The sequence below is a fragment of the Caballeronia calidae genome (assembly GCF_900044055.2).
Lineage (GTDB): Bacteria > Pseudomonadota > Gammaproteobacteria > Burkholderiales > Burkholderiaceae > Caballeronia > Caballeronia calidae.
The window spans coordinates 28,133-46,765 of record NZ_FCOX02000047.1 but is presented as its reverse complement, the minus strand read 5'-3'; the positions used below and the strand labels follow the sequence as shown (position 1 = coordinate 46,765).

The following is an 18,633-nucleotide window of genomic DNA, read 5'->3' as shown; positions in this document are numbered from 1 at the left end:
GAAAGCGTCAGTATAGAGGCGACAGGAAATCGAAAGTCAAATTACATTCCCGCGACCGGCACGCGCACCGACAGCGTGACCTCCGCCTGATCGGCGATATCGGTCTGCTCGAAGCCACCGCCATGCGCCTCCGACACGCGCTTGCACAGCGCGAGGCCCCACGCGATACGCCCGCCTTCGCGCGGTTCCAGCGCCTGACGTCGCGCGAACGCTTCGAGCACATGCGGCGATGCCGCATCGTTGAGCGCATCGGCCGACGCGGTGAAGCGCACATCGGTGCGCCACATGCTCCCTTCGATATTGCTCGATGCGCGCACCGACGACCCCGCCGGGCTCGCTTCCGCGGCGAACGCGAGCATGAGCCAGAGTGCCTGCAACAGGCGCTCCGCATCGCCTTCCACCTGCTCTTCCGCGAGCGGCGAGTCGATCTCGATCGTCACGCCGCGAGCCCGCGCGACGCTGGCACGCGCGAGCACCGCGCTGCGCTCCAGCAGCGGACGCAGCGCGACCGGCGCGAGCGCGACCGACAGCGCCTTGGTTTCGGCGCGCGTCGTATCGACGGATTGCTCGATCAGCTTCACCTGCTGCTCGACGCCCGAGCGGATGCCCGCGAGCGCGCGCTGCGCGGCGGGATCGTTGGCGTCGACCTTGCGTTCGAGCACATAGCCCCAGCTGTGGATCGCGTTCAGCGGGCCGCGCAGATCGTGCGACACGACCGACAGCACGTGATCGCGCATGAAGAGCGCAGCCTCGGCACGCAGATGCGCGACGCGGTCAGCGGCGTCGTGACCCGTGTCCGATCCCGCCGACGGCGACACGATCAGCGTGACGCAATCCGCACCCGGCAGCGCGATGATCGAGAAGGCGCGCGTCGCGTCGTCCTCGCCGATGGACACGTGCGCGCGGCGCGTGCCGTTGCCCGCGAGCGCGGCATCGGCGGCTTCGGCGAGCACGGCGGCGAGCGGCCGCGGCAACGGGGTATCGGCGAGCGCGCGGCCATTCAGCGCGGCAGGATCGAGATCGAAGAGATGAGCCAAGACGGCGTCGGCCGAGAGGCAGCGCTGAGCGGCGTCGAGCACCAGCACGCCGTCGTTTCCTGCCACGGCTGAATCGGAGGACTCGTCGCCCTCGGGCTCGACCGCACTGGAAAAAGACGTTGTCACGGTTATGGGTCCTTGCGTGTAACGGTGTTGCGGTTGATGTCGCGGAAAGCGGATGTGCCGACTGCACTGCCATGGCGGATGAACCCTCGCGACTCATTATATGTGAGCGCCTGACGCGCATGCGGCAGCAGGGTGCACCGTCTCCCGTTCGCGCCGCTGGTAGCAAGCGGCGTGCGCGCCATGCGTTCCGGCCTATCGGACTTCGCTATGCGCGCCCGCTATTTAGTTGGTCCCTGGCATGCGAGCCATTTTCACTAAAGCTATCCAGTCCAAGAAAATATCGGAATGCTATTAATTCGATTTCTGAATATCCCCCGCGCTGCAGCCTTTTTAAACTCTCGTTACGTTTTTTACAGATGATACACCGCTCCGGGAATTCGCATTGCTCTACAGCCAAGCTGGGCGCGGCGCCGTGCCTCGTCGCCGGCAATGAGATTTTTCAAAGGAGTGCGCGTCATCGATTTTATTTTTCTCTTGACGCGGATATTTCGTTGCACGACCGGGACAATACGCGCAGTTCAGGTATTTATGCGCCTAGTCGAACCTTTCGGGAATAAGGCTATCTATCTATAGCATTTCAGTCTGGAGTTCATCGCATTGGATATCCGGAACGCATGAACAGCCTCGGCCAACGGTGGCTTTCGATTCAAACTCTAACCGGTGAACGAGCACTATGACACGCGTCCGCAACGGCAACCCCACGACATTGCTATCGGTGGTCATCCCCGCGTACAACGTGGAGCAATACATCGCCGCGTCGCTGAACTCCGCGCTTTCGCAGCCGCGCTCCGACGAGATCGAGCTCATCGTCATCGACGACGGCTCGACCGACCGCACGCTCGAACGCATCCTCGACGTGCAGCGCACCGAGCGCGGCCGCACGATCCGCGTGATCCATCAGGAGAACCGCGGCGTCTCGGCCGCGCGCAATCGGGCGATCGCCGAAGCGACATCGCCCTATATCGGCTTTCTCGATTCCGACGACGTCTGGTCGGCGGATTTCACCACGAAGATCATGCCGCTGCTCGACGCGAGCGCGGCCGACATCATCGAGTTCAACGTGGGCATCATCAATTCGACCGGCAAGGTGATCGACAAGGTCACGCTGATCGATCCGGACACGCAAGGCCATCGTCCCTGCGACCTCGACGCGCTGCTCGATTTCGCGCGCGTGTATCAGGTGTTCCCGGTCGCGCGCGTCTACCGGCGCCATCTCTGGGACGGCATCGAGTTTCCGTCGGGCCGCGTCTACGAAGACGCCGCCGCGATTCCGCTCGTCTATGCGCGCGCGAAGTCGCTCTACCGTCTCGCCGACGATCTCTACTTCTATCGCCGGCGCGCAGGCAGCATCACCACGAAGGCGACGCCGTACACGGTGACGTCGCTCGCGATCTGCGCCGACGAAACCATGGAGCGTTGCAACGGCGGGCCGCTCGATCCTTTCTGGCTCGCGATGTTCCACAAGGTCTTCTCGTATGCGTGCTATCAGGCCGCGCGCGTCGATGCCCGCGCATTCGCCGAGTCGATGAGAACGATCGAGGCGACCGCCGCGCGCTATCGCGACTTCGCCGCGCATCGCAACGACACGCCGAAGGAGTTGCGCTTTCAAAGAAAGATCGTCGTCGATCGCCGCGTGTTCCAGGCCAAGCGCATGGTCAAGCGCGCGCTCGGCCTCGAGCTGCGTCCGCCCGCGGCGGCATCGCGCGCGCATTCTCCGGGCAACTTGCGCGGCGGCTCGCCTGCGGGGGCCAACAATGAATAAGAACATCATGAGGCGCGTTCAGCATGCAGACGTATCCGATGAGGCCCGGCTTCACCGCCGGCGAGCCGTTCGAGCTCGCGGTGCAGCCAGGGTCCCGCTTTTCGGTCGCGCTCTACCATCAAGGCGATGACGAGCCATTGACGAGCACTTGCGGGATAACCGTGCATCCGGGCGGCGCCGTGCATGCCGATCTCAGGAACGGCAAGTATGTTTTTCGATCGCCGGGGCGCGTCGTGCGCAGGCGTCACGACGAGGACTGGGCATGGCCGACCATTACGATCAGGCCGAACACCGATGCGCTTGCCACAGGCGCGTATGTCGCGATCGCCTATGAGGTCGGCGCGAACGGCGAGCCGGTCACGCAGCTCGGACGCCGCGCCGCCGCCCACAAGCCGATCTTCGCGGGTCCGCCCGACTCCGACAGCATGGCGCTCATCATCGCGAGGCCACGCGCGCCGTCGGCGAAGCTTGCGTACATCGTGCCGGTCAACACGTATCACGCGTACAACTCGTCAGGCGGCGGCGGCTTTTACGGCGATCCGGTTCATCGCACGCCTGCGCAGACAACCGTGAGCCTGCTGCGCCCGGGCGGCGGTCTGGGTGCGCAACTCGGCGAGCCGAGCGATCCGTATGATCCACGCTCGCCGCGCCAGCAGTTCACACATTGGGATGCGAAGTTCATCCGCTGGCTGCGCGCGGAGAGCATCGCGTGCGACTTTTATACCGATCACGACCTGCATCGCGGCACGGATCTCGAGCTCGAGAACTATCGGTGCATGTTGAGCGTCGGACATCACGCGTACTGGTCGAAGGAGATGCGCGAGCGCGTCGGGAAGTTCATCGCGCAAGGCGGCAACGTCGCGATCTTCGGCGGCAATACATGCTTGCGTCCGGTCGATTTCGGCGCCGCGCCCATCGACGGCGACTACACGATGATGAGCCGTCTCGGCGACGCATGGCCGAGGCATGACGAGTCGGATCTCATCGGTCTCAGCTATCGCTATGGCGGCGGCAAGCATGGCGTATGGAAGCGACTGCGCGGCGGATGGATACGGCGCGAGCGCGAGGCAATCGGCTTCACGGTGCGTCAGGCCGATCATTGGGTCTTTTCAGGCACGGGCCTCGCTAACGGACAGACGTTCGGCGCGAAGGATCGTCTGGTCGGCTATGGCGTCGATGGCGTGCCGCCCGTGCAGAACGGTGTCATCAAGCTCGCGGATACGGTCGCGCTCAAGGGATGGGACATCGGCGGCGCGGGCGCGATGGGCGTATTTCAGCCCGATCCCGATGGTGGCCCCGGGCAAGGTCTCGTGTTCAACGGCGGCACGACCGACTGGGCGCGCGTGTTGATGGACCCCGAAGCGCAGAGCCGCGTGGTGGTCGATCAGATCACGCGCAATGTAGTGCGCAAGTTCATCGGCCTGCCGCCGCGCGTCATCGAGCGCGGCGACGCGATGCCGAACGATGCATCGACGAGTACCGATGAAGGCGCGAAGGACGATATCGCGCTTCAAGTGCCTTGATGCATCGAATGTCCAGGCGGCGTCCATGTGCATGTGCGATGTCCTACCAGCACTTTGGATAAGTTTCAACCGAACGACCCACGCTCAGGTGATGACTTGCGTGGGCAAACCCACTGATGAATGCGCTTTTCTCCTGTTAAATGTTCGTTGCATTACACTTCGCACCGCCTCCCCGATGTCGACGACCTCCGGAACCGGCGCATTCCGTTCAACTTCCGCGCGCCCAGAGCAAGGCACGGGCGCGCAGCCTTCTTTGGCCGCGCCGCATTGTCGGCGGGCGCACGAGCGAAACTATTCGCGCATCGCGTGGTCACGCAAAGGCCCCTTCGTCTGCGAACCTGCGGGGTTCGCAATCTTGCTTCATAGTCACCAAGAGCACGCTGCGCTAAAGCCGGGAAAACCGTTCAATGGCTTCATTTCGAAAGAACTTTACGATTCTGATGACGCTGCAGGTATCCACATACCTCGCGCCGCTGCTGACGCTTCCGTGGCTCGCACGCGTCCTCGGTCCGAGTGAATATGGACGCCTTTCGTTCGGCTTGGCCTTTACCGCCTATTTCATCTCGCTCACGAACTACAGCTTTTCGCTGACGGCCACGCCGAAGATATCGATCAATCGCGAGAACCGCGCACTGCGTTCGCAGATGTTCTGGGAGACCATCCTCACGCAGGCCACGCTCGCGTTCGCCGGCTTCATCGTGCTCCTCGCGCTGACATCGGTCGTGCCGTATCTCGAAGAGAATCGCGACTTGCTCATCATCGGTTATGGTCAGGCCGTGGGCGCGATGCTGATACCCACGTGGTACTTCCAGGGCATCGAGGATCTCGGTGTGCTGAGCGGGCTCGTATTCGTCGGACGCGCACTCAGCATTCCCGCGATGTATCTCTTCGTGCGCGAGCACGACGATGTCGATATCGCGATGGCCGTCAACGCGCTCGTGCCGCTGTTATCGGGCATCGCAATTTGCACGTATTTGTACTTTCGACGTGAACTCGATTTCGTGCGCGTGTCGTTCAAGACCATCTTCGGTCGTCTGAAGGATGGCTGGAGCGTGTTCATCGCCACGTCGCTCGTCGACATCTATGCATCGAGCAACATCGTGCTGCTGACGTTCATCGCGGGCAACGTCGCCGCCGGCTATTTCGCCGCGGCCGACAAATTGATCCGCGCGGCACTGAATATGCTTCAGCCACTCAAGACGGCGGCGTATCCACGCGTGAGCTTTCTCATGCATCATGCGAAGGAAGACGCCTTTGCATTCTTGCGCAAGATGTTCGTGTTCCAGGGCGTGCTGGTGTCGCTGATCTCGTTGTGCATCTTCTTCGGCGCACCACTTGCAGTAAAACTCTTGTATGGACCGAAGTTCTTGCCTACCGTAGAGGTGTTGCGCTGGATGGCGTTCGTACCGTTGATGGCCGGGCTCTCTGATCTCTTCGGTGTTCAGACGATGCTTCCGCTCGGCATGAAGTGGCAGTTCAGCCGTGTACTGATCGCGTCCGCGGTACTGAATTTCGGTCTGCTGGCCGTGCTCGCGAAGCTGTTCGGCGAGCAGGGTGCGGCAGCCACGGTGTTGATTGTAGAGACGTTGGTGGCCGCGGCGATGGCCTTCACTTTGCATCTGCAAGGCGTGCCGCTGCTGAAGCGCCCGATCACCGGCGGCGCGGGCTCGGGAACCACGTAAGCCTCATATGTACAGGCAATCAGTCTTATCGCAACAGGTCGAATTGATCGTCTGAATGATCGACCGACATGCGCTAAATAAAAAAGCAGCAAGCGATTGGCTTTTTTACTCGAAGTCGATTCATCCGCGAAAGCGGGCATCAATAGAGTGAAATGCTTGCACCTTGAACGCGCAACAGGAGCGTTCGACCCGCGCCCTACTCCAAAGTTGCACCTATGTATGTGATGGACCGAACCGACCCATGCAGTTGGAGTAGATATCGTATTGATATGATACGAACAGTACTTAATTAAGAGAGATCGTGAATGGAAACAGAGGAAACGTCGATCGAGCGCGTGCAGAAGCTGGTCGAGCAGGCCGAGGTTCTGCGCATGCAGTCCGTCGCAATTCCGCTCCGGGATCTGCAAATCGTCATGCAGATATGCGAGACAGTGATTGCTCAGCAGAATTCTTCCGCCACGGAATAACAACCGTGGCCAATCCGCATTCATCGGCACGGAAGGTTCGTGCTGACGACGTCCAGAGCACGGACTGAAGGCAAGTGCTCGAGCCTTGAAGCTCAAATAATCTGGTTGAACCGGTTTTACGTCCGCTGTAGAGAGGCCGTTGCTTGCTTGACTGCATATCTCATCGGCGCGACGCACAATAACCATCGCACAGACCGACATCGGGGCGCCAAGTCCGGCCAGATCACTGGTCCGGATGCTCGCGGCAGATAAATCGAGCTTGATATCAAGCTTGCCGGGGATTCCGCGCATTCGTGCGCCCGGAACGAGCAAAGCCATGCCGGATCGCGTGTGTATTTTTCGACTGCGTATTACAAACGCTCGATTAGTACTGCGACACGCATATCCCGGCTTCTTTATCGTTTCTCCGAAAATGGCGCGCCTGCCATCTTGGGTCGCGTCGTCCTTACTCGAAAGTGTTACGTCATTTACAACTAACAAGCAGGCCATTCCTTTTATTGCGCATTGCCGCGGGCGCTCGGCAAACGCCAGTCCAAGAGTTCAATATGAAAGAGATCGTCCATATCACCGAGGCCTTTGGGGGCGGTGTGCTGTCCATGCTGACCCAGCTATCCAACCGCGCAGCGGCGGCCGGCGTCGGCGTAACGATCCTTCATTCGATCCGACAGGAAACGCCCAAGAATTTCTCGAAGCTCTTTCATCCGGCGGTAAAGCTCACCTACGTGAACATGGCCCGTGAAGTGAGCATGAGGAGCGACCTGACCGGCCTTCGGGACCTGATCCGCAAGCTGAAAGAGTGCGATCCATCGGTGATCCATCTGCACTCGTCGAAAGCCGGCGTCCTCGGGCGCGCCGCCGCGCGTATCGCGGCACCGCGTGCACGCGTGTTCTATTCGCCGCATGGGCTCGCGTTCCTGCGGCGCGACGTGTCGCCGATCAAGCAGTTCGCGTATCTGAGCTTCGAGCGCATGGCCGCGCGCCTCGGCGGCACCATCGTCGCGTGTTCGAACAGCGAGCTCTCCGAGATCGAGACGCGCATGCATGCGCGCACCGCACGCATGATCGAGAACGGCGTCAATGTGCCGGAGATTCCTCCGCGCATCGAAAGAGACGCCGGAGAGATCGTCATCGGCATGAGCGGACGCGCGACGTTTCAGAAGAATCATGAAGGCTTCGTGAAGCTCGCCGCGCAAATGCACAGCACCGCCGTGCGATTTCTGTGGATCGGCGGCAATGCCACCGAGCTACCGGCGCAGACGCCGGAGGGCGCCGTGACATGCAGCGGCTGGGTCACGCGCGAGCGCGCGCTCGAACTCACGGCCGGTCTCGATGTCTATGTGCAGACCTCGCGTTGGGAAGGCATGCCTATCGCACTGATCGAAGCGCAGGTCGCGGGCATTCCGGCCGTCGTCACGGATGTGGTCGGCAATCGCGATGTCGTGCAACATGGCGTGACGGGCTTCGTCGCATCGAACGTCGATGATATGGCCGAGTATCTCGCGATGTTGCGCGATGACCCGGCATTGCGTGCGCGCATGGGCGCAGCGGCGAGAACATCGGCGAGCAAGCGCTTCTCGATGGACGCGATCTTCCGTCAATGGCTCTCGATGTACGAGCTCGACTCCGACAGGCGTGCGCGCGAGCCGCTCCGCGCCGACGAGGCCGCCTCCTATGAAACCAGTTCCGATTCACAGTTCTGACGCCCGAACATGGATACCTCTCTCGCCACCAACAAGCTCGTCTATAACGGTCGCTTCACGAGCCAGAAAACCACCGGCGTGCAGCGCGTCGCGCGCGAACTCGTCGCGGCGCTCGTGCAGTTGCCGCAGGGCTCGCATGTGACGCTCGCGGTTCCGCCACAAGACGGACTCGATCCCGTGCAGGGCGTCGACACCGTGAAGCTCGGCTTCGGCAAAGGCGTGCTCTGGGAGCAGCTCGTGCTGCCGCTCTTCGCCGGCCGCTCGCGCATCGTGAACCTCTCGAACTCGGGCTCGATCTTTCGCTCGAACCAGATCATCTATATGCACGATGCCGCGGTGTTCGATACGCCCGCGCATTTCTCGTGGAAATTCCGCACCTGGTATCACGTGATGTTCTGGATTCTCGCGAGAACGTCGAGTTGCGTGCTGACGAACTCGAAGTTCTCGCGCGACCGGCTCGCGCATCATGTCGGCGTGCCCGCGGAGCGCATCGGCGTGGTGCCGCTCGCGGCGGATCATCTCGATCACATCACGCCGGATACATCGGTGATCGACGAACTGAAGCTCACGAAGAACCGCTACGTGCTCGCCGTGAGCAGCATGAATCCGACGAAGAACTTCAAGCGCCTCGTCGAAGCGTTCATGCGTATGAACGATCCGTCGACCGATCTCGTGATCGTCGGTATGAAGAATGCCGCGATCTTCGGCAAGGCGCAGGATCTGTCGAGTGCGCCTAACATCAAGCAGGCGGGCTATGTCAGCGATGAAAAGCTGAGAGCGCTCTACCAGCATGCGGCGTGCTTCCTCTATCCTTCAATCTACGAAGGCTTTGGCATTCCGCCGCTCGAAGCGATGCGCAACGGCTGCCCGACGCTCGTCGGCCGCGCGGGCGCATTGCCGGAAACATGCGGCGATGCATCGATCTACTGCGACCCGTACTCGGTCGAAGATATTTCGGACAAGTTGCGCGAGCTGCTGGATTCGCCTGAACTCAGCGCGGACCTGAAACGCCGCGGTCTCGAGCATGCCGAACGCTTTCGCTGGACGGAGAGCGCGCGCCTGCTCATGCAGTTCATCGACAAGGCGTGAGGGCGCGCAGCACGATGAACAGAAGCGCGCAGCAAGGGAGGGAGCCGGTGAGGCTGGGAATTTATTGCGACTCGGGTGTCAACGGAGGTCACGAGGAGATGCTCAAGCGCTTCATGCTCGCGGTTGTCGCGAGCGCGCAGATCGAGACATTGCATATTCTCGTGCCAACGGCGAACGAGCCGCTGTATCGTTATGTGCGCGACCTGGCGGAGGCGCACCCGAAAGTGAAGACGGTCGGTCTTTCGTTCACGGCGGAGTCGCTGCGCGGCAATGTCTTTGCCCTTTGGCGCATGATCCGCGCGACGGCGGCGACGTTGCGCACGCTGCGGCTCGACAAGCTGCTGATCGCGCAGGGCACGATCGTCTCCGGGCTGGCGGGGCTGTTCGCCGCGCGCGATGCGCGGACCCGCTCGGTGAGCTATCTGCCGCTCGTCGACGATGCGCCCATCAATCCGGGCAGCGCCGGCAAGATCAAGTGGCTCGTCAAGCGCGTGCTGTATCGCATGCCGGATGAATACGTCACGCTGAACGATCATCTGCGCGACAGGCTGAACGGTCTCGCGCCCAACGCGCGCGCGATGGTCCTCGAGAACTATGTCGACGACCGCTTCAGCCGTTCGATGCTCACGAAGCAGGCCGCGCGCGCCGCGCTCGGTCTGCCCGACGACGGCACCACGATCATCGCGCATATCGGCAGGCTCAATTTTCAGCAGAAGCGCCAGGACTTTCTGATGCAGACGATCGAACGTCACGCCGATGCATTCGCACGTACGCTCGTGCTGATCATCGGCGAGGGACCGGATGCAACGCGCCTGCAGGACATGATCGACGCGAGCCCGACGCTGTCCGCGTGCGTGCGCATCGTCGGGCCGCAGGAGGACGTGCTGCCGTGGATCGTCGCGAGCGATACGCTCGTGCTGCCGTCTGCGTATGAAGGCGTGCCGCTCGTGATGATCGAGTCCGTGCTCGCGGAACGACCGATCGTCGTGTCGCGCGTGTCGGGCCTCGATTCGTATCTGCCCGATGCACTGCTCTTTCCCGCGGACGATCACGGCGCATTCGTCGAACGCATCTTCGCCGCGCGCACGTTCCCGCTCGCCGCGTTGACCGGCGAGTTCAGGCGCCGCTTCTCGCGCGAAGTGTTCGACGCGCAGGCGCAAAGCGTCGTGCTGCATGCGTGCGGCACGCGCAATGGCGGCGCTCAGGCAGTGCCACAGCATTCCGACGTGCTCGCGAAGTCGAAATAGCCGCGCGCATTCACTCACTCACGAGGGCCGAATGTCGATGCGAACCCTGGCAGTTGCGGTCTCACTGTTTGGCATGCTCCTGTGCGCATCGGTGCTGATCTATGCGCGCAGCGGCACGTCCGACGCGTGGCACAGCAGCCCTTCGTCCAGTACGTCCAGCACCAAGGGAAATGCGGCGGGCTCCGCGGCGCCGAAGATCGCCTGCGGCAAGGGCTCGACCGGCGTCTTCTACGGCATTGCGGGGCATCTGGAGCATCGCGGCGCATATCGCATGAGCGACCACGCCCTGCAGATTTCACAGTTGCGCGATCTGGGTGTCACGATCTACGCGCAGGATGTGTCGAACGAGGAAAGCGCGCACATGGTCGCGGATTTCGCGCGCGCGGCGGCAAAGCAGTGCATCGGCGTGCTCGCGCTCGTCACGCCCTTCGAGCAGGAGAAGCGCGCGAACGAACAGGAAACCTTCGAGCGCGGCTATGCGCTCGGAAAAACCGCGGGCCGCGTTCTGAAGGGCCTCGTTACGTACTATCAGGTCGGTAACGAGTACGACAACTGGACGATCCTCGGCTCGGACCGAAGCGGCGAGCATCCGTCGGACTACGACAATGCGAAGTTCATGAAAGCGCGAGGCTCGATCCTCGGGCTCATCAAGGGCATACGCGAAACCAATCCTGACGCGAAAATTCTGCTGACATCATTTAGCTGGCTTCATTACGGTTTCACCGACATGCTATACGCCGGCACGCAACCCGACGGCACGAGCGGCCATCCGATACCGCACTGGGACATCACCGCATGGCACTGGTATTCGAACATGGGCTCGATCACGGCGGCGGGCGACAAGAAGGTCAACGTGCTCGGGCGCCTGCGCGACAGCTATGGCAAGCCGATCTGGATCACCGAGTACGGCGTGCGGCCGAATCATGCGGATCCGGGCGGCTATCTGACGGGCAAGGAAGCGCTGAAGGGATTCGTGTCGCTTGCAAAGACCTACAACATTCAGAACGTGACGTTGTACGAGCTGTACGACGACCAGCGCTACGGTGGCGATGGCAACTACGGCGTGATTCACGATGATGGCAAAACGCGCAAATCACGCTTCAATACGGTGCGGGACTTCATCAAGGCGAACCCGATGCCGTGAGCAAGGATGGTTTGGTACGACAAATGAAGGGCGCGCGAAACCAACGATTATCGCGCAAAAGGGCTGCCTCGCAAGTGGCGTACCCGCCATTTCCGGGCATTTAACGTTCGCTACTTAACAGACGCGAGTAGTTCGCGACCGGAAGATAGGCTTGACGCTATTTCTTCCAGACGAATCGAACCATCTGGCATCAGACGATTCGAAGCGGGATCCGCGAGTTTCATCCGCCGGATCCTCGAGGCGCGGTTCCGAGGCACGGTGTGTGCTTCTGCACATATCGCACTTTGCCGAGCCGACGTGCTCCGTCATGCGAACTCGAAGCATTGCGCTTCGCTCGTTTTTCTCGAGCCTCTCGCGCGCCTTTAGTCTGGGAAATTCAACGGCCAACACGCCGGACCAACAACACGTTAGACGTATCGCGGACACGCCGCGCGGGCTATCTGTTTTTAAAGCCGGAAACTAACGCTCAACTTATCGAACTGAGGACGCCGCCTTTGAACACCTTATATGTCAACTCCGGACCTTCGCGCCCGGGCAAGGACGACGGTGAATTCACCGCGAGCGACATGCTCAGGCTCCTGCGCGACCACCTTGGCATTCTCTTCCTGTTCATCGGGATCATGGCCGCGCTCGCGACCGCGTATGCCTTTATCGCCAAGCCCATCTATTCGTCGGATGTCGTGGTGCGCGTCGATCCACCCGATCCGAACGCGCTCGGCATCGCGCCGCAAAGCCAGTCGCCGATGCAGCAGTCGCTACCGACGGTCAATCAGCTCGCGCCCGCGGAAATCTCCGTGATGCAGAGCCGCTCCGTGCTCGAGCCCGTCGTCAAGCAGTTTCACTTCGACGTGAAGGTCAAGCCGAATACCTTCCCGGTGCTCGGCCAGATCGCGGAACTGTTCGCGAAGAAAGGCCATCTCTCACCCGCATGGCTCGGCCTCGATTCGTACGGCTGGGGCGGCGAGGCATTGCAGATCGGCCGGCTCGACGTGCCGCCCGCGCTCGAAGACCAGAAGCTCGATTTCGTTCTGCTCGACAACAACCAGTACGAGCTGCGCGATCCCGACGGCGAGATGCTCCTGCGCGGCACGATCGGTCGTCCGGCGTCGGCGAACGGCGTATCGATTCTCGTGAACAGCGCGATCGGCCGCCCCGGCATGCACTTCGACGTGACGCGTCTCAACACGCTCGACGCCATCGCGCTCATGAAGAAGACCATGAAAGTGGCCGAATCCGCGAAGGACACGGGCGTCGTGCAAATCACCTTCAATGCCGACGATCCCGCGCTCACCGCCGATGTCGCCAACGCGCTCGGTCAGGCGTATCTCACGGCCGCCGTGCAGGCGCGTCAGGCGAACGACACAAAGACGCTCGAATTCATCCGCGGAGAACTGCCGCGTCTCGAACACGAGCTGAAGACGGCCGAAGGAAACCTGAGCGCGTTTCGCGCGAAGTCGCAGTCGGTGCAGCCGATCCCCGAAGCGCAGGCCTATCTGCAAGGCAGCATCGTATCGATGCAGCAGCTTGCGACGCTGAAGCTGCAGCGCACGCAGGCCTTGCAGCGCTTCCAGCCCAATAGCCCGCAAGTGGTCAATCTCGATCAGCAGATCGCCGAGCTCGAAGCGTCGAACAAGCAGATCCAGCAGCGCTTCGACAGCATGCCCTCCTCCGAACGTCAGAATGCGACCCTCACGCGTGACGCGCGCGTCGCGGAAACGATCTACATGGGCATGGTGAACAAAGCCCAGGAGCTCTCCGTGCGCCGTGCGAGCACGAGCGGCGGCGCGCATATCGTCGATAACGCGCTGCGCCCGTATCGTCCGGTGAAACCGAACAAGCCAATCGTGATCGCCGCGGGCACCGGCCTCGGCTTCTTCCTCGGCACGTTCTTCATCTTCCTGCGACGCCACGCGATGATCGGCGTGACCGATCCGATGTTCGTCGAGCGCCGTCTCTCGGTGCCCGTGCTGGGCGAAGTGCTGTACAGCCGGCAGCAGGCGCAGCTCGATCACGAGATCGCGGTGTCGCCGGTGGAGCACGCGCCGCTCTCCTACTCCGGCACGCAGAACGGCGGACCGCCGAAAGCGCTGCCGTACATCGACCTGCCGGAGCACGACGCGTTCGCGATGCCGCATGTGGCCGACACGGACCGCGACGCCCGCGTGCTCGCGACGCGCTATCCGCACGATCCGGCCGTCGAGGCGCTGCGCGCGGTGCGCACGGAGCTGTATCGCGATCTCGCCAACGCGCCGAACAACATCGTGATGCTGACGGGTCCGATTCCTTCGGCGGGCAAGAGCTTCGTCGCGGCGAATCTCTCGGTGCTGCTCGCGGAAATCGGCCTGCGCGTGCTGCTGATCGACGGCGATATGCGACGCGGCCACATCGCATCGTTCTTCAAGCAGTCGAATCCGAGCGGTCTCGCCGAAGTGCTGAAGGGCGAGATGGCCCTCGGCGATGCGATCCGTTACGTCGGCGTGCCGGGCCTCTCGTTCATGTCGTGCGGCGGCTATCCGGAGAACCCGTCCGAGCTGCTGATGATGCCGGGCTTTCGCAACATGCTCGCGCGCATGAGCGACCAGTTCGATCTCGTGATCGTCGATACCCCGCCGTTCCTCGTCGTGACCGATGCGGCGATCGTCGCAAGCGACGCGGGCTCGACGGTGCTCGTGCTGCGCTCGGGCATCCAGAGCGAGGAAGAGATCGAGGAAACCGTGAAGAAGGTGCAGCGCTCGGGCGGCAGGCTCGTCGGCTCGGTCTTCAACGCGATTCCGCGACGTCCGAGCAATCGCCGCAGCTACGGCTACGCGGCGGCTTATACGAGCACGTTCAAATCGATGAACTGACATCGTGCGCGCGACGAAGCGCGCATTGCGTCGATGCATCGCGCCGCGTGCCCATCACGCGGCGCTTCACGTTCTGAGGCACGTTTCGATATTCGATGATGAAAGAAAAAGCGGCGCTGACCGACCTCTACTACCGAATCTGGGCCTTCGCGATGCCGGTGACGTCGTTTCTCGTCATGCCATCGATACAGGGCACGACGATCGGCTATCTGATGTGCTTTCTTTCCGTGCCGCTCGTACTGCTGTTCGGCGGGCGCGCGCGCAAGAGCTGGCTGCATTTCGTGGGCGCGGCGATCCTCGTCTGGCTCATCATGTTGTGCACGACGCAACTTGCGGACGTGATGGCGCCCTTCGATCCCGACTTCAGCAAGATCCTGCTCGTCGACGACAAGGATCCCTTTACGTTCGTCATGCGCAAGACGATGTTCACGCAGTCCATCTACGTGGCGGCGGTCGTGTTCTACGTGGCTTACGTCTACAACTACTACAAGCCGACGTGGGATCAGTGGATTCTCGCGGCCGTCACGCTGTTCGCGCTCTATGGCATGTACGAAGTGGCGTTTTACATCGTGACCGGCAAGCCGGGCGACTTCATCTCGAACCGTGCATTCGGCGATCAGTTCGGCAAGGGCATCGTGCGTTCGGACGGCACGGTGAACGGAAGTTCGTTCCAGCAGATCGAGATCAAGGGCTTTCCGATCCAGCGTCTGAAAGCGCTGACCGGCGAGCCGTCGATGTACGCGATGTCCATCTTCCCGTGCTGGGTCTACTTCAACGCGACCTCGCGCCTGCGCTGGCCGGTATGGATCATCGGCCTGTCGCTGCTGATGACGACTTCGTCCACGGTGCTGATCGGCTATGCGGTGTATTCGCTCATCCGCATCCGCAAGCTCGGCATCGATCCGATCAAGGCGCTGATCGGCGTCTTCGTGCTGTGCATCATCGCTTATATCCTGCAGGACTATATCGCCGATCTCTTCAAGCAGATGGTGACGGACAAGCTCGAGCAGAAGACCGAATCGGGCTCGGACCGCAGCTTGCAGTTCTTCGAATCAATGCGGCTGTGGTTCCATCTGGCGCCGCTCAATCAGCTCTTCGGCGTCGGCTTCGGCTATATCCGTTCGTTCGATCTTTTCTCGACGCTGCTCGTCAATAACGGCGTCATCGGCACGGTTTTCATCAGCGCGCTGATCCTCTATCCCGCGTTCAAGCTCGACTGGGACCCGCGTGGCATGGCGCTGCGCCAGTGCTGCGCCGCGACCTGGACGATGATGATGGTGTCCGTGCCCGAGTTCGCGTATCTCGCGCCGTGGACCCTGATCGCGCTGGCCTACGTGCGCGTGCGCGCGCTCAAGCTCGCGAAACGGCAGCTCGGCGACAAGGCCGCCGCCGCCGCGATGGAAGACTCGCAGCACGGCGCCTCGATCGGCACCGCGATCGGCCGCAACGTGAAGCCGGAAATCGGGCCGCGCATCGGCTCGCGTTTCGGTCCGCACGGTCGTCATCTCTGAAACACGCACATGCCATGAAGGCGGCGCCTGCGGGCGCCGCCCCGCTTCCCTTCGACGTTCTACAATGACGGTTTCGACCACCGGCTCATCCATCGTCGATGGCCGGGCAACCAGGGAGCAACCATGTCGATTGTCACGACCGATTCCGGTCTCAAGTACGAAGACGTCACCGTTGGCAGCGGCGCCGAAGCCGTCGCGGGCAAAACCGTCAGCGTGCACTACACGGGCTGGCTCACGGACGGCCAGAAATTCGATTCGAGCAAGGACCGCAACGACCCGTTCGCCTTCGTGCTGGGCGGCGGCATGGTCATCAAGGGCTGGGACGAAGGCGTTCAGGGCATGAAGGTGGGCGGCGTGCGCCGTCTCACGATTCCGCCGCAACTCGGCTATGGCGCGCGCGGCGCGGGCGGCGTGATTCCGCCGAACGCCACGCTCGTGTTCGAAGTGGAACTGCTGGACGTCTGAGTATTTCCCGCATGAGCGCGCCGCTGCATCGTCCCGCCGTATCGCTGCGCCGTTACGACGGGCGCCAGGCGTCGGACGTGCACGACTTTCATCAGATCGTGCTCGGCCTCGACGGGTCGATGGAAATGGCCGTCGACGGCAACGGCGCGCGCATCGACTGCAGCGGCGCGTGGATCATCCCGGCGGGGGCGCGTCACGATTACTGGGCCGACAGCGACAACCGCCAGCTCGTGCTCGATCTGCCGGCGTCTTCCGTCGCGGTGCCCGAGCGCTACTTCGAGCGGGCACGCGCGATCGCAATCGATCCACGCGTCACGCAAGCCGTCGCCGATATCGCGCGCGGCGTGCATCTCGATGACACGCGCCTCACCGACCGCTTCGCATGGCAGGCGGCCGCGCATTTGTGCGGCGCGCTGATGCATGACACGGACGATGCCATCGACATGATGCGCGGCCTCGACTTCACGCGCATCGACCGATGGTTGCGCCTGCATCTGTCGGAGCCGCTGCGCATCGCCGATCTCGCCGCGCACTGCGGCTTCGGCATGCGGCGCTTTCATCAACTCTTCAACGAAGCGTTCGGCGAGACGCCGCATCGCTATCTGCATCGCCTGCGGCTCGACACGGCGTTGACGCTGCTCGCCGACCCGCGCGCGTCGCTCACCGATATCGCGCTCGATATCGGCTTCGCCGATCAAAGCGCGTTCACGCACGCGTTCTCGAAACGCTTCGGCATCGCGCCGGGCCAATGGCGCAACGGCGACTTCAGGTCCGCGCGCGACATTTAACCCAGACCGCGCGCGAGATCGGCGCGAATATCCGCCGGGTCTTCGAGGCCCACCGCTAGACGGATCAGCCCTTCGCGTATGCCCGCCGCTTCGCGCACTTCGGGCGCGAGACGTCCATGCGTCGTCGTCGACGGATGCGTGATCGTCGTGCGCGTGTCGCCGAGATTGCCGGTGATCGAACACAGCTTCGTGCCGTCGATCACGCGCCATGCGTTCGCGCGCTGCGCTTCCTGCGTGTCGCCCTTCAACTCGAACGATACGATCGCGCCGCCCGCCTTCTGCTGCTTCTTCGCGATCGCGTGCTGCGGATGCGATTCGAGCCCAGGATAGAACACGCGATTCACGGCCGGATGCGCTTCGAGCCAGCGCGCGATCTCGAGCGCATTCGCCGATTGCTTCTCGACGCGCAGCGCGAGCGTCTCCATGCCCTTCAGCAGCACCCAGGCGTTGAACGCGGACATCGTCGGGCCGGCGCTGCGCACGAACGGAAACACGGTCTCCATGATGAGGCGCTTCGAACCGACGAGCGCGCCGCCGAGCACGCGGCCCTGGCCATCGAGAAACTTCGTGGCCGAATGCATGACGACGTCCGCGCCGAACTTGAGCGGCTGCTGCAAGGCGGGGCTGCAAAAGCAGTTATCGACGACGAAGATCGCGTTCGCCGCTTTCGCGACCTTGCCGATCGCTTCGATATCCGCGATTTCCGTCAGCGGGTTCGAAGGCGTCTCCAGGAAGAACATCTTCGTCTCCGGCTTCACGGCGGCTTGCCATTCGTCGAGATTCGTCGGATCGACGAAGGTCGTCGTGATGCCGAACTTCGGGAAGATCTGCGTGAACATGCCGATCGTCGAGCCGAACAGACTCTTCGAACTCACGATGTGATCGCCCTGCTGCATCGACGCCATCACGACCGACAATATCGCCGACATGCCCGATGCCGTCGCCATGCATGCCTCGCCGCCTTCGAGCGCGGCGAGGCGGTTCTGGAACATCGTGACGGTCGGATTGGTGAAGCGCGAATACGTGTACGCTTCCTCGGCATTCTTGAAGCGCTCGGCGGCTTCGGCGGCGCTCGAAAAGCAGAAGCTCGACGTGAGAAAGAGCGCTTCAGCATGCTCGTTGAACTCGCTGCGCAAGGTTCCGGCGCGCACGGCGAGCGTATCGAAGCTCAGGTTGTCTTCCATGTTTTTCTCCCTTGTTTTCAGGCTCGCGACGCAAAAAAGCCCGCTTGTCTCGATCGACGAAG

Annotated in this window: 14 protein-coding genes; 12 read left to right on the top strand and 2 right to left on the bottom strand. The window is 62.2% G+C overall.

The window, feature by feature from the left end; all coding sequences use genetic code 11:
* Positions 1 to 41: 41 nt before the first annotated feature.
* Entirely contained in the window at positions 42 to 1,163 is a 1,122-nt protein-coding gene (locus tag AWB78_RS30755) for a sensor histidine kinase (RefSeq protein ID WP_332460122.1), read from the bottom strand.
* A 673-nt stretch (positions 1,164 to 1,836) separates the two neighbouring features.
* On the opposite strand from AWB78_RS30755, the gene AWB78_RS30750 reads away from it, so the two are divergent.
* The 12 genes from AWB78_RS30750 to AWB78_RS30700 all read left to right on the top strand — a co-directional run bounded on the left by AWB78_RS30750 (position 1,837) and on the right by AWB78_RS30700 (position 17,387).
* Positions 1,837 to 2,925, top strand: coding sequence for a glycosyltransferase family 2 protein (locus AWB78_RS30750; protein WP_062610400.1), 1,089 nt, complete (start codon positions 1,837 to 1,839; stop codon positions 2,923 to 2,925).
* Between the two features lie 23 nt (positions 2,926 to 2,948).
* A complete protein-coding gene (locus AWB78_RS30745) occupies positions 2,949 to 4,448 on the top strand; it encodes a N,N-dimethylformamidase beta subunit family domain-containing protein (protein WP_062610399.1) in 1,500 nt (499 codons plus the stop codon).
* Between the two features lie 407 nt (positions 4,449 to 4,855).
* Positions 4,856 to 6,130, top strand: a complete 1,275-nt coding sequence (locus tag AWB78_RS30740) for a flippase (RefSeq protein WP_062610398.1) — start codon at positions 4,856 to 4,858, stop codon at positions 6,128 to 6,130.
* Between the two features lie 305 nt (positions 6,131 to 6,435).
* Positions 6,436 to 6,597, top strand: coding sequence for a hypothetical protein (locus AWB78_RS46875; RefSeq protein ID WP_157697677.1), 162 nt, complete (start codon positions 6,436 to 6,438; stop codon positions 6,595 to 6,597).
* Positions 6,598 to 7,142: 545 nt separating this feature from the next.
* Entirely contained in the window at positions 7,143 to 8,297 is a 1,155-nt protein-coding gene (locus tag AWB78_RS30735) for a glycosyltransferase (RefSeq protein WP_062610397.1), read from the top strand.
* A gap of 9 nt (positions 8,298 to 8,306) precedes the next feature.
* On the top strand, positions 8,307 to 9,386 hold the full coding sequence (locus AWB78_RS30730; RefSeq protein WP_062610396.1) for a glycosyltransferase family 4 protein: 1,080 nt from the start codon (positions 8,307 to 8,309) through the stop codon (positions 9,384 to 9,386).
* 98 nt (positions 9,387 to 9,484) lie between these two features.
* The gene (locus AWB78_RS30725; protein WP_232477945.1) at positions 9,485 to 10,633 is read left to right on the top strand and encodes a glycosyltransferase; all 1,149 of its coding nucleotides are present in this window, start codon (positions 9,485 to 9,487) and stop codon (positions 10,631 to 10,633) included.
* Between the two features lie 31 nt (positions 10,634 to 10,664).
* Complete coding sequence (locus AWB78_RS30720; protein WP_062610395.1) at positions 10,665 to 11,777, top strand: glycosyl hydrolase; 1,113 nt, start codon at positions 10,665 to 10,667, stop codon at positions 11,775 to 11,777.
* A 494-nt stretch (positions 11,778 to 12,271) separates the two neighbouring features.
* On the top strand, positions 12,272 to 14,623 hold the full coding sequence (locus AWB78_RS30715) for a polysaccharide biosynthesis tyrosine autokinase (protein WP_062610394.1): 2,352 nt from the start codon (positions 12,272 to 12,274) through the stop codon (positions 14,621 to 14,623).
* Positions 14,624 to 14,718: 95 nt separating this feature from the next.
* Positions 14,719 to 16,134, top strand: coding sequence for a hypothetical protein (locus tag AWB78_RS30710; RefSeq protein ID WP_062610393.1), 1,416 nt, complete (start codon positions 14,719 to 14,721; stop codon positions 16,132 to 16,134).
* A 123-nt stretch (positions 16,135 to 16,257) separates the two neighbouring features.
* A complete protein-coding gene (locus tag AWB78_RS30705) occupies positions 16,258 to 16,599 on the top strand; it encodes an FKBP-type peptidyl-prolyl cis-trans isomerase (protein WP_062610392.1) in 342 nt (113 codons plus the stop codon).
* A 2-nt stretch (positions 16,600 to 16,601) separates the two neighbouring features.
* A complete protein-coding gene (locus AWB78_RS30700; RefSeq protein WP_374729499.1) occupies positions 16,602 to 17,387 on the top strand; it encodes a helix-turn-helix transcriptional regulator in 786 nt (261 codons plus the stop codon).
* Here the strand turns inward: AWB78_RS30700 and AWB78_RS30695 are convergent.
* Positions 17,384 to 18,571, bottom strand: coding sequence for an O-succinylhomoserine sulfhydrylase (locus tag AWB78_RS30695; protein ID WP_062610390.1), 1,188 nt, complete (start codon positions 18,569 to 18,571; stop codon positions 17,384 to 17,386). The genes AWB78_RS30700 and AWB78_RS30695 overlap by 4 nt on opposite strands.
* Positions 18,572 to 18,633: the final 62 nt, after the last annotated feature.

Bases quoted from the DNA above. Each gene is read 5' to 3' on its own strand.
- AWB78_RS30750 (WP_062610400.1), top strand. From the start codon at position 1,837: ATGACACGCGTCCGCAACGGCAACCCCACGACATTGCTATCGGTGGTC.
- AWB78_RS30745 (WP_062610399.1), top strand. From the start codon at position 2,949: ATGCAGACGTATCCGATGAGGCCCGGCTTCACCGCCGGCGAGCCGTTC.
- AWB78_RS30740 (WP_062610398.1), top strand. From the start codon at position 4,856: ATGGCTTCATTTCGAAAGAACTTTACGATTCTGATGACGCTGCAGGTA.
- AWB78_RS46875 (WP_157697677.1), top strand. From the start codon at position 6,436: ATGGAAACAGAGGAAACGTCGATCGAGCGCGTGCAGAAGCTGGTCGAG.
- AWB78_RS30735 (WP_062610397.1), top strand. From the start codon at position 7,143: ATGAAAGAGATCGTCCATATCACCGAGGCCTTTGGGGGCGGTGTGCTG.
- AWB78_RS30730 (WP_062610396.1), top strand. From the start codon at position 8,307: ATGGATACCTCTCTCGCCACCAACAAGCTCGTCTATAACGGTCGCTTC.
- AWB78_RS30725 (WP_232477945.1), top strand. From the start codon at position 9,485: ATGCTCAAGCGCTTCATGCTCGCGGTTGTCGCGAGCGCGCAGATCGAG.
- AWB78_RS30720 (WP_062610395.1), top strand. From the start codon at position 10,665: ATGTCGATGCGAACCCTGGCAGTTGCGGTCTCACTGTTTGGCATGCTC.
- AWB78_RS30710 (WP_062610393.1), top strand. From the start codon at position 14,719: ATGATGAAAGAAAAAGCGGCGCTGACCGACCTCTACTACCGAATCTGG.
- AWB78_RS30705 (WP_062610392.1), top strand. From the start codon at position 16,258: ATGTCGATTGTCACGACCGATTCCGGTCTCAAGTACGAAGACGTCACC.
- AWB78_RS30695 (WP_062610390.1), bottom strand. From the start codon at position 18,571: ATGGAAGACAACCTGAGCTTCGATACGCTCGCCGTGCGCGCCGGAACC.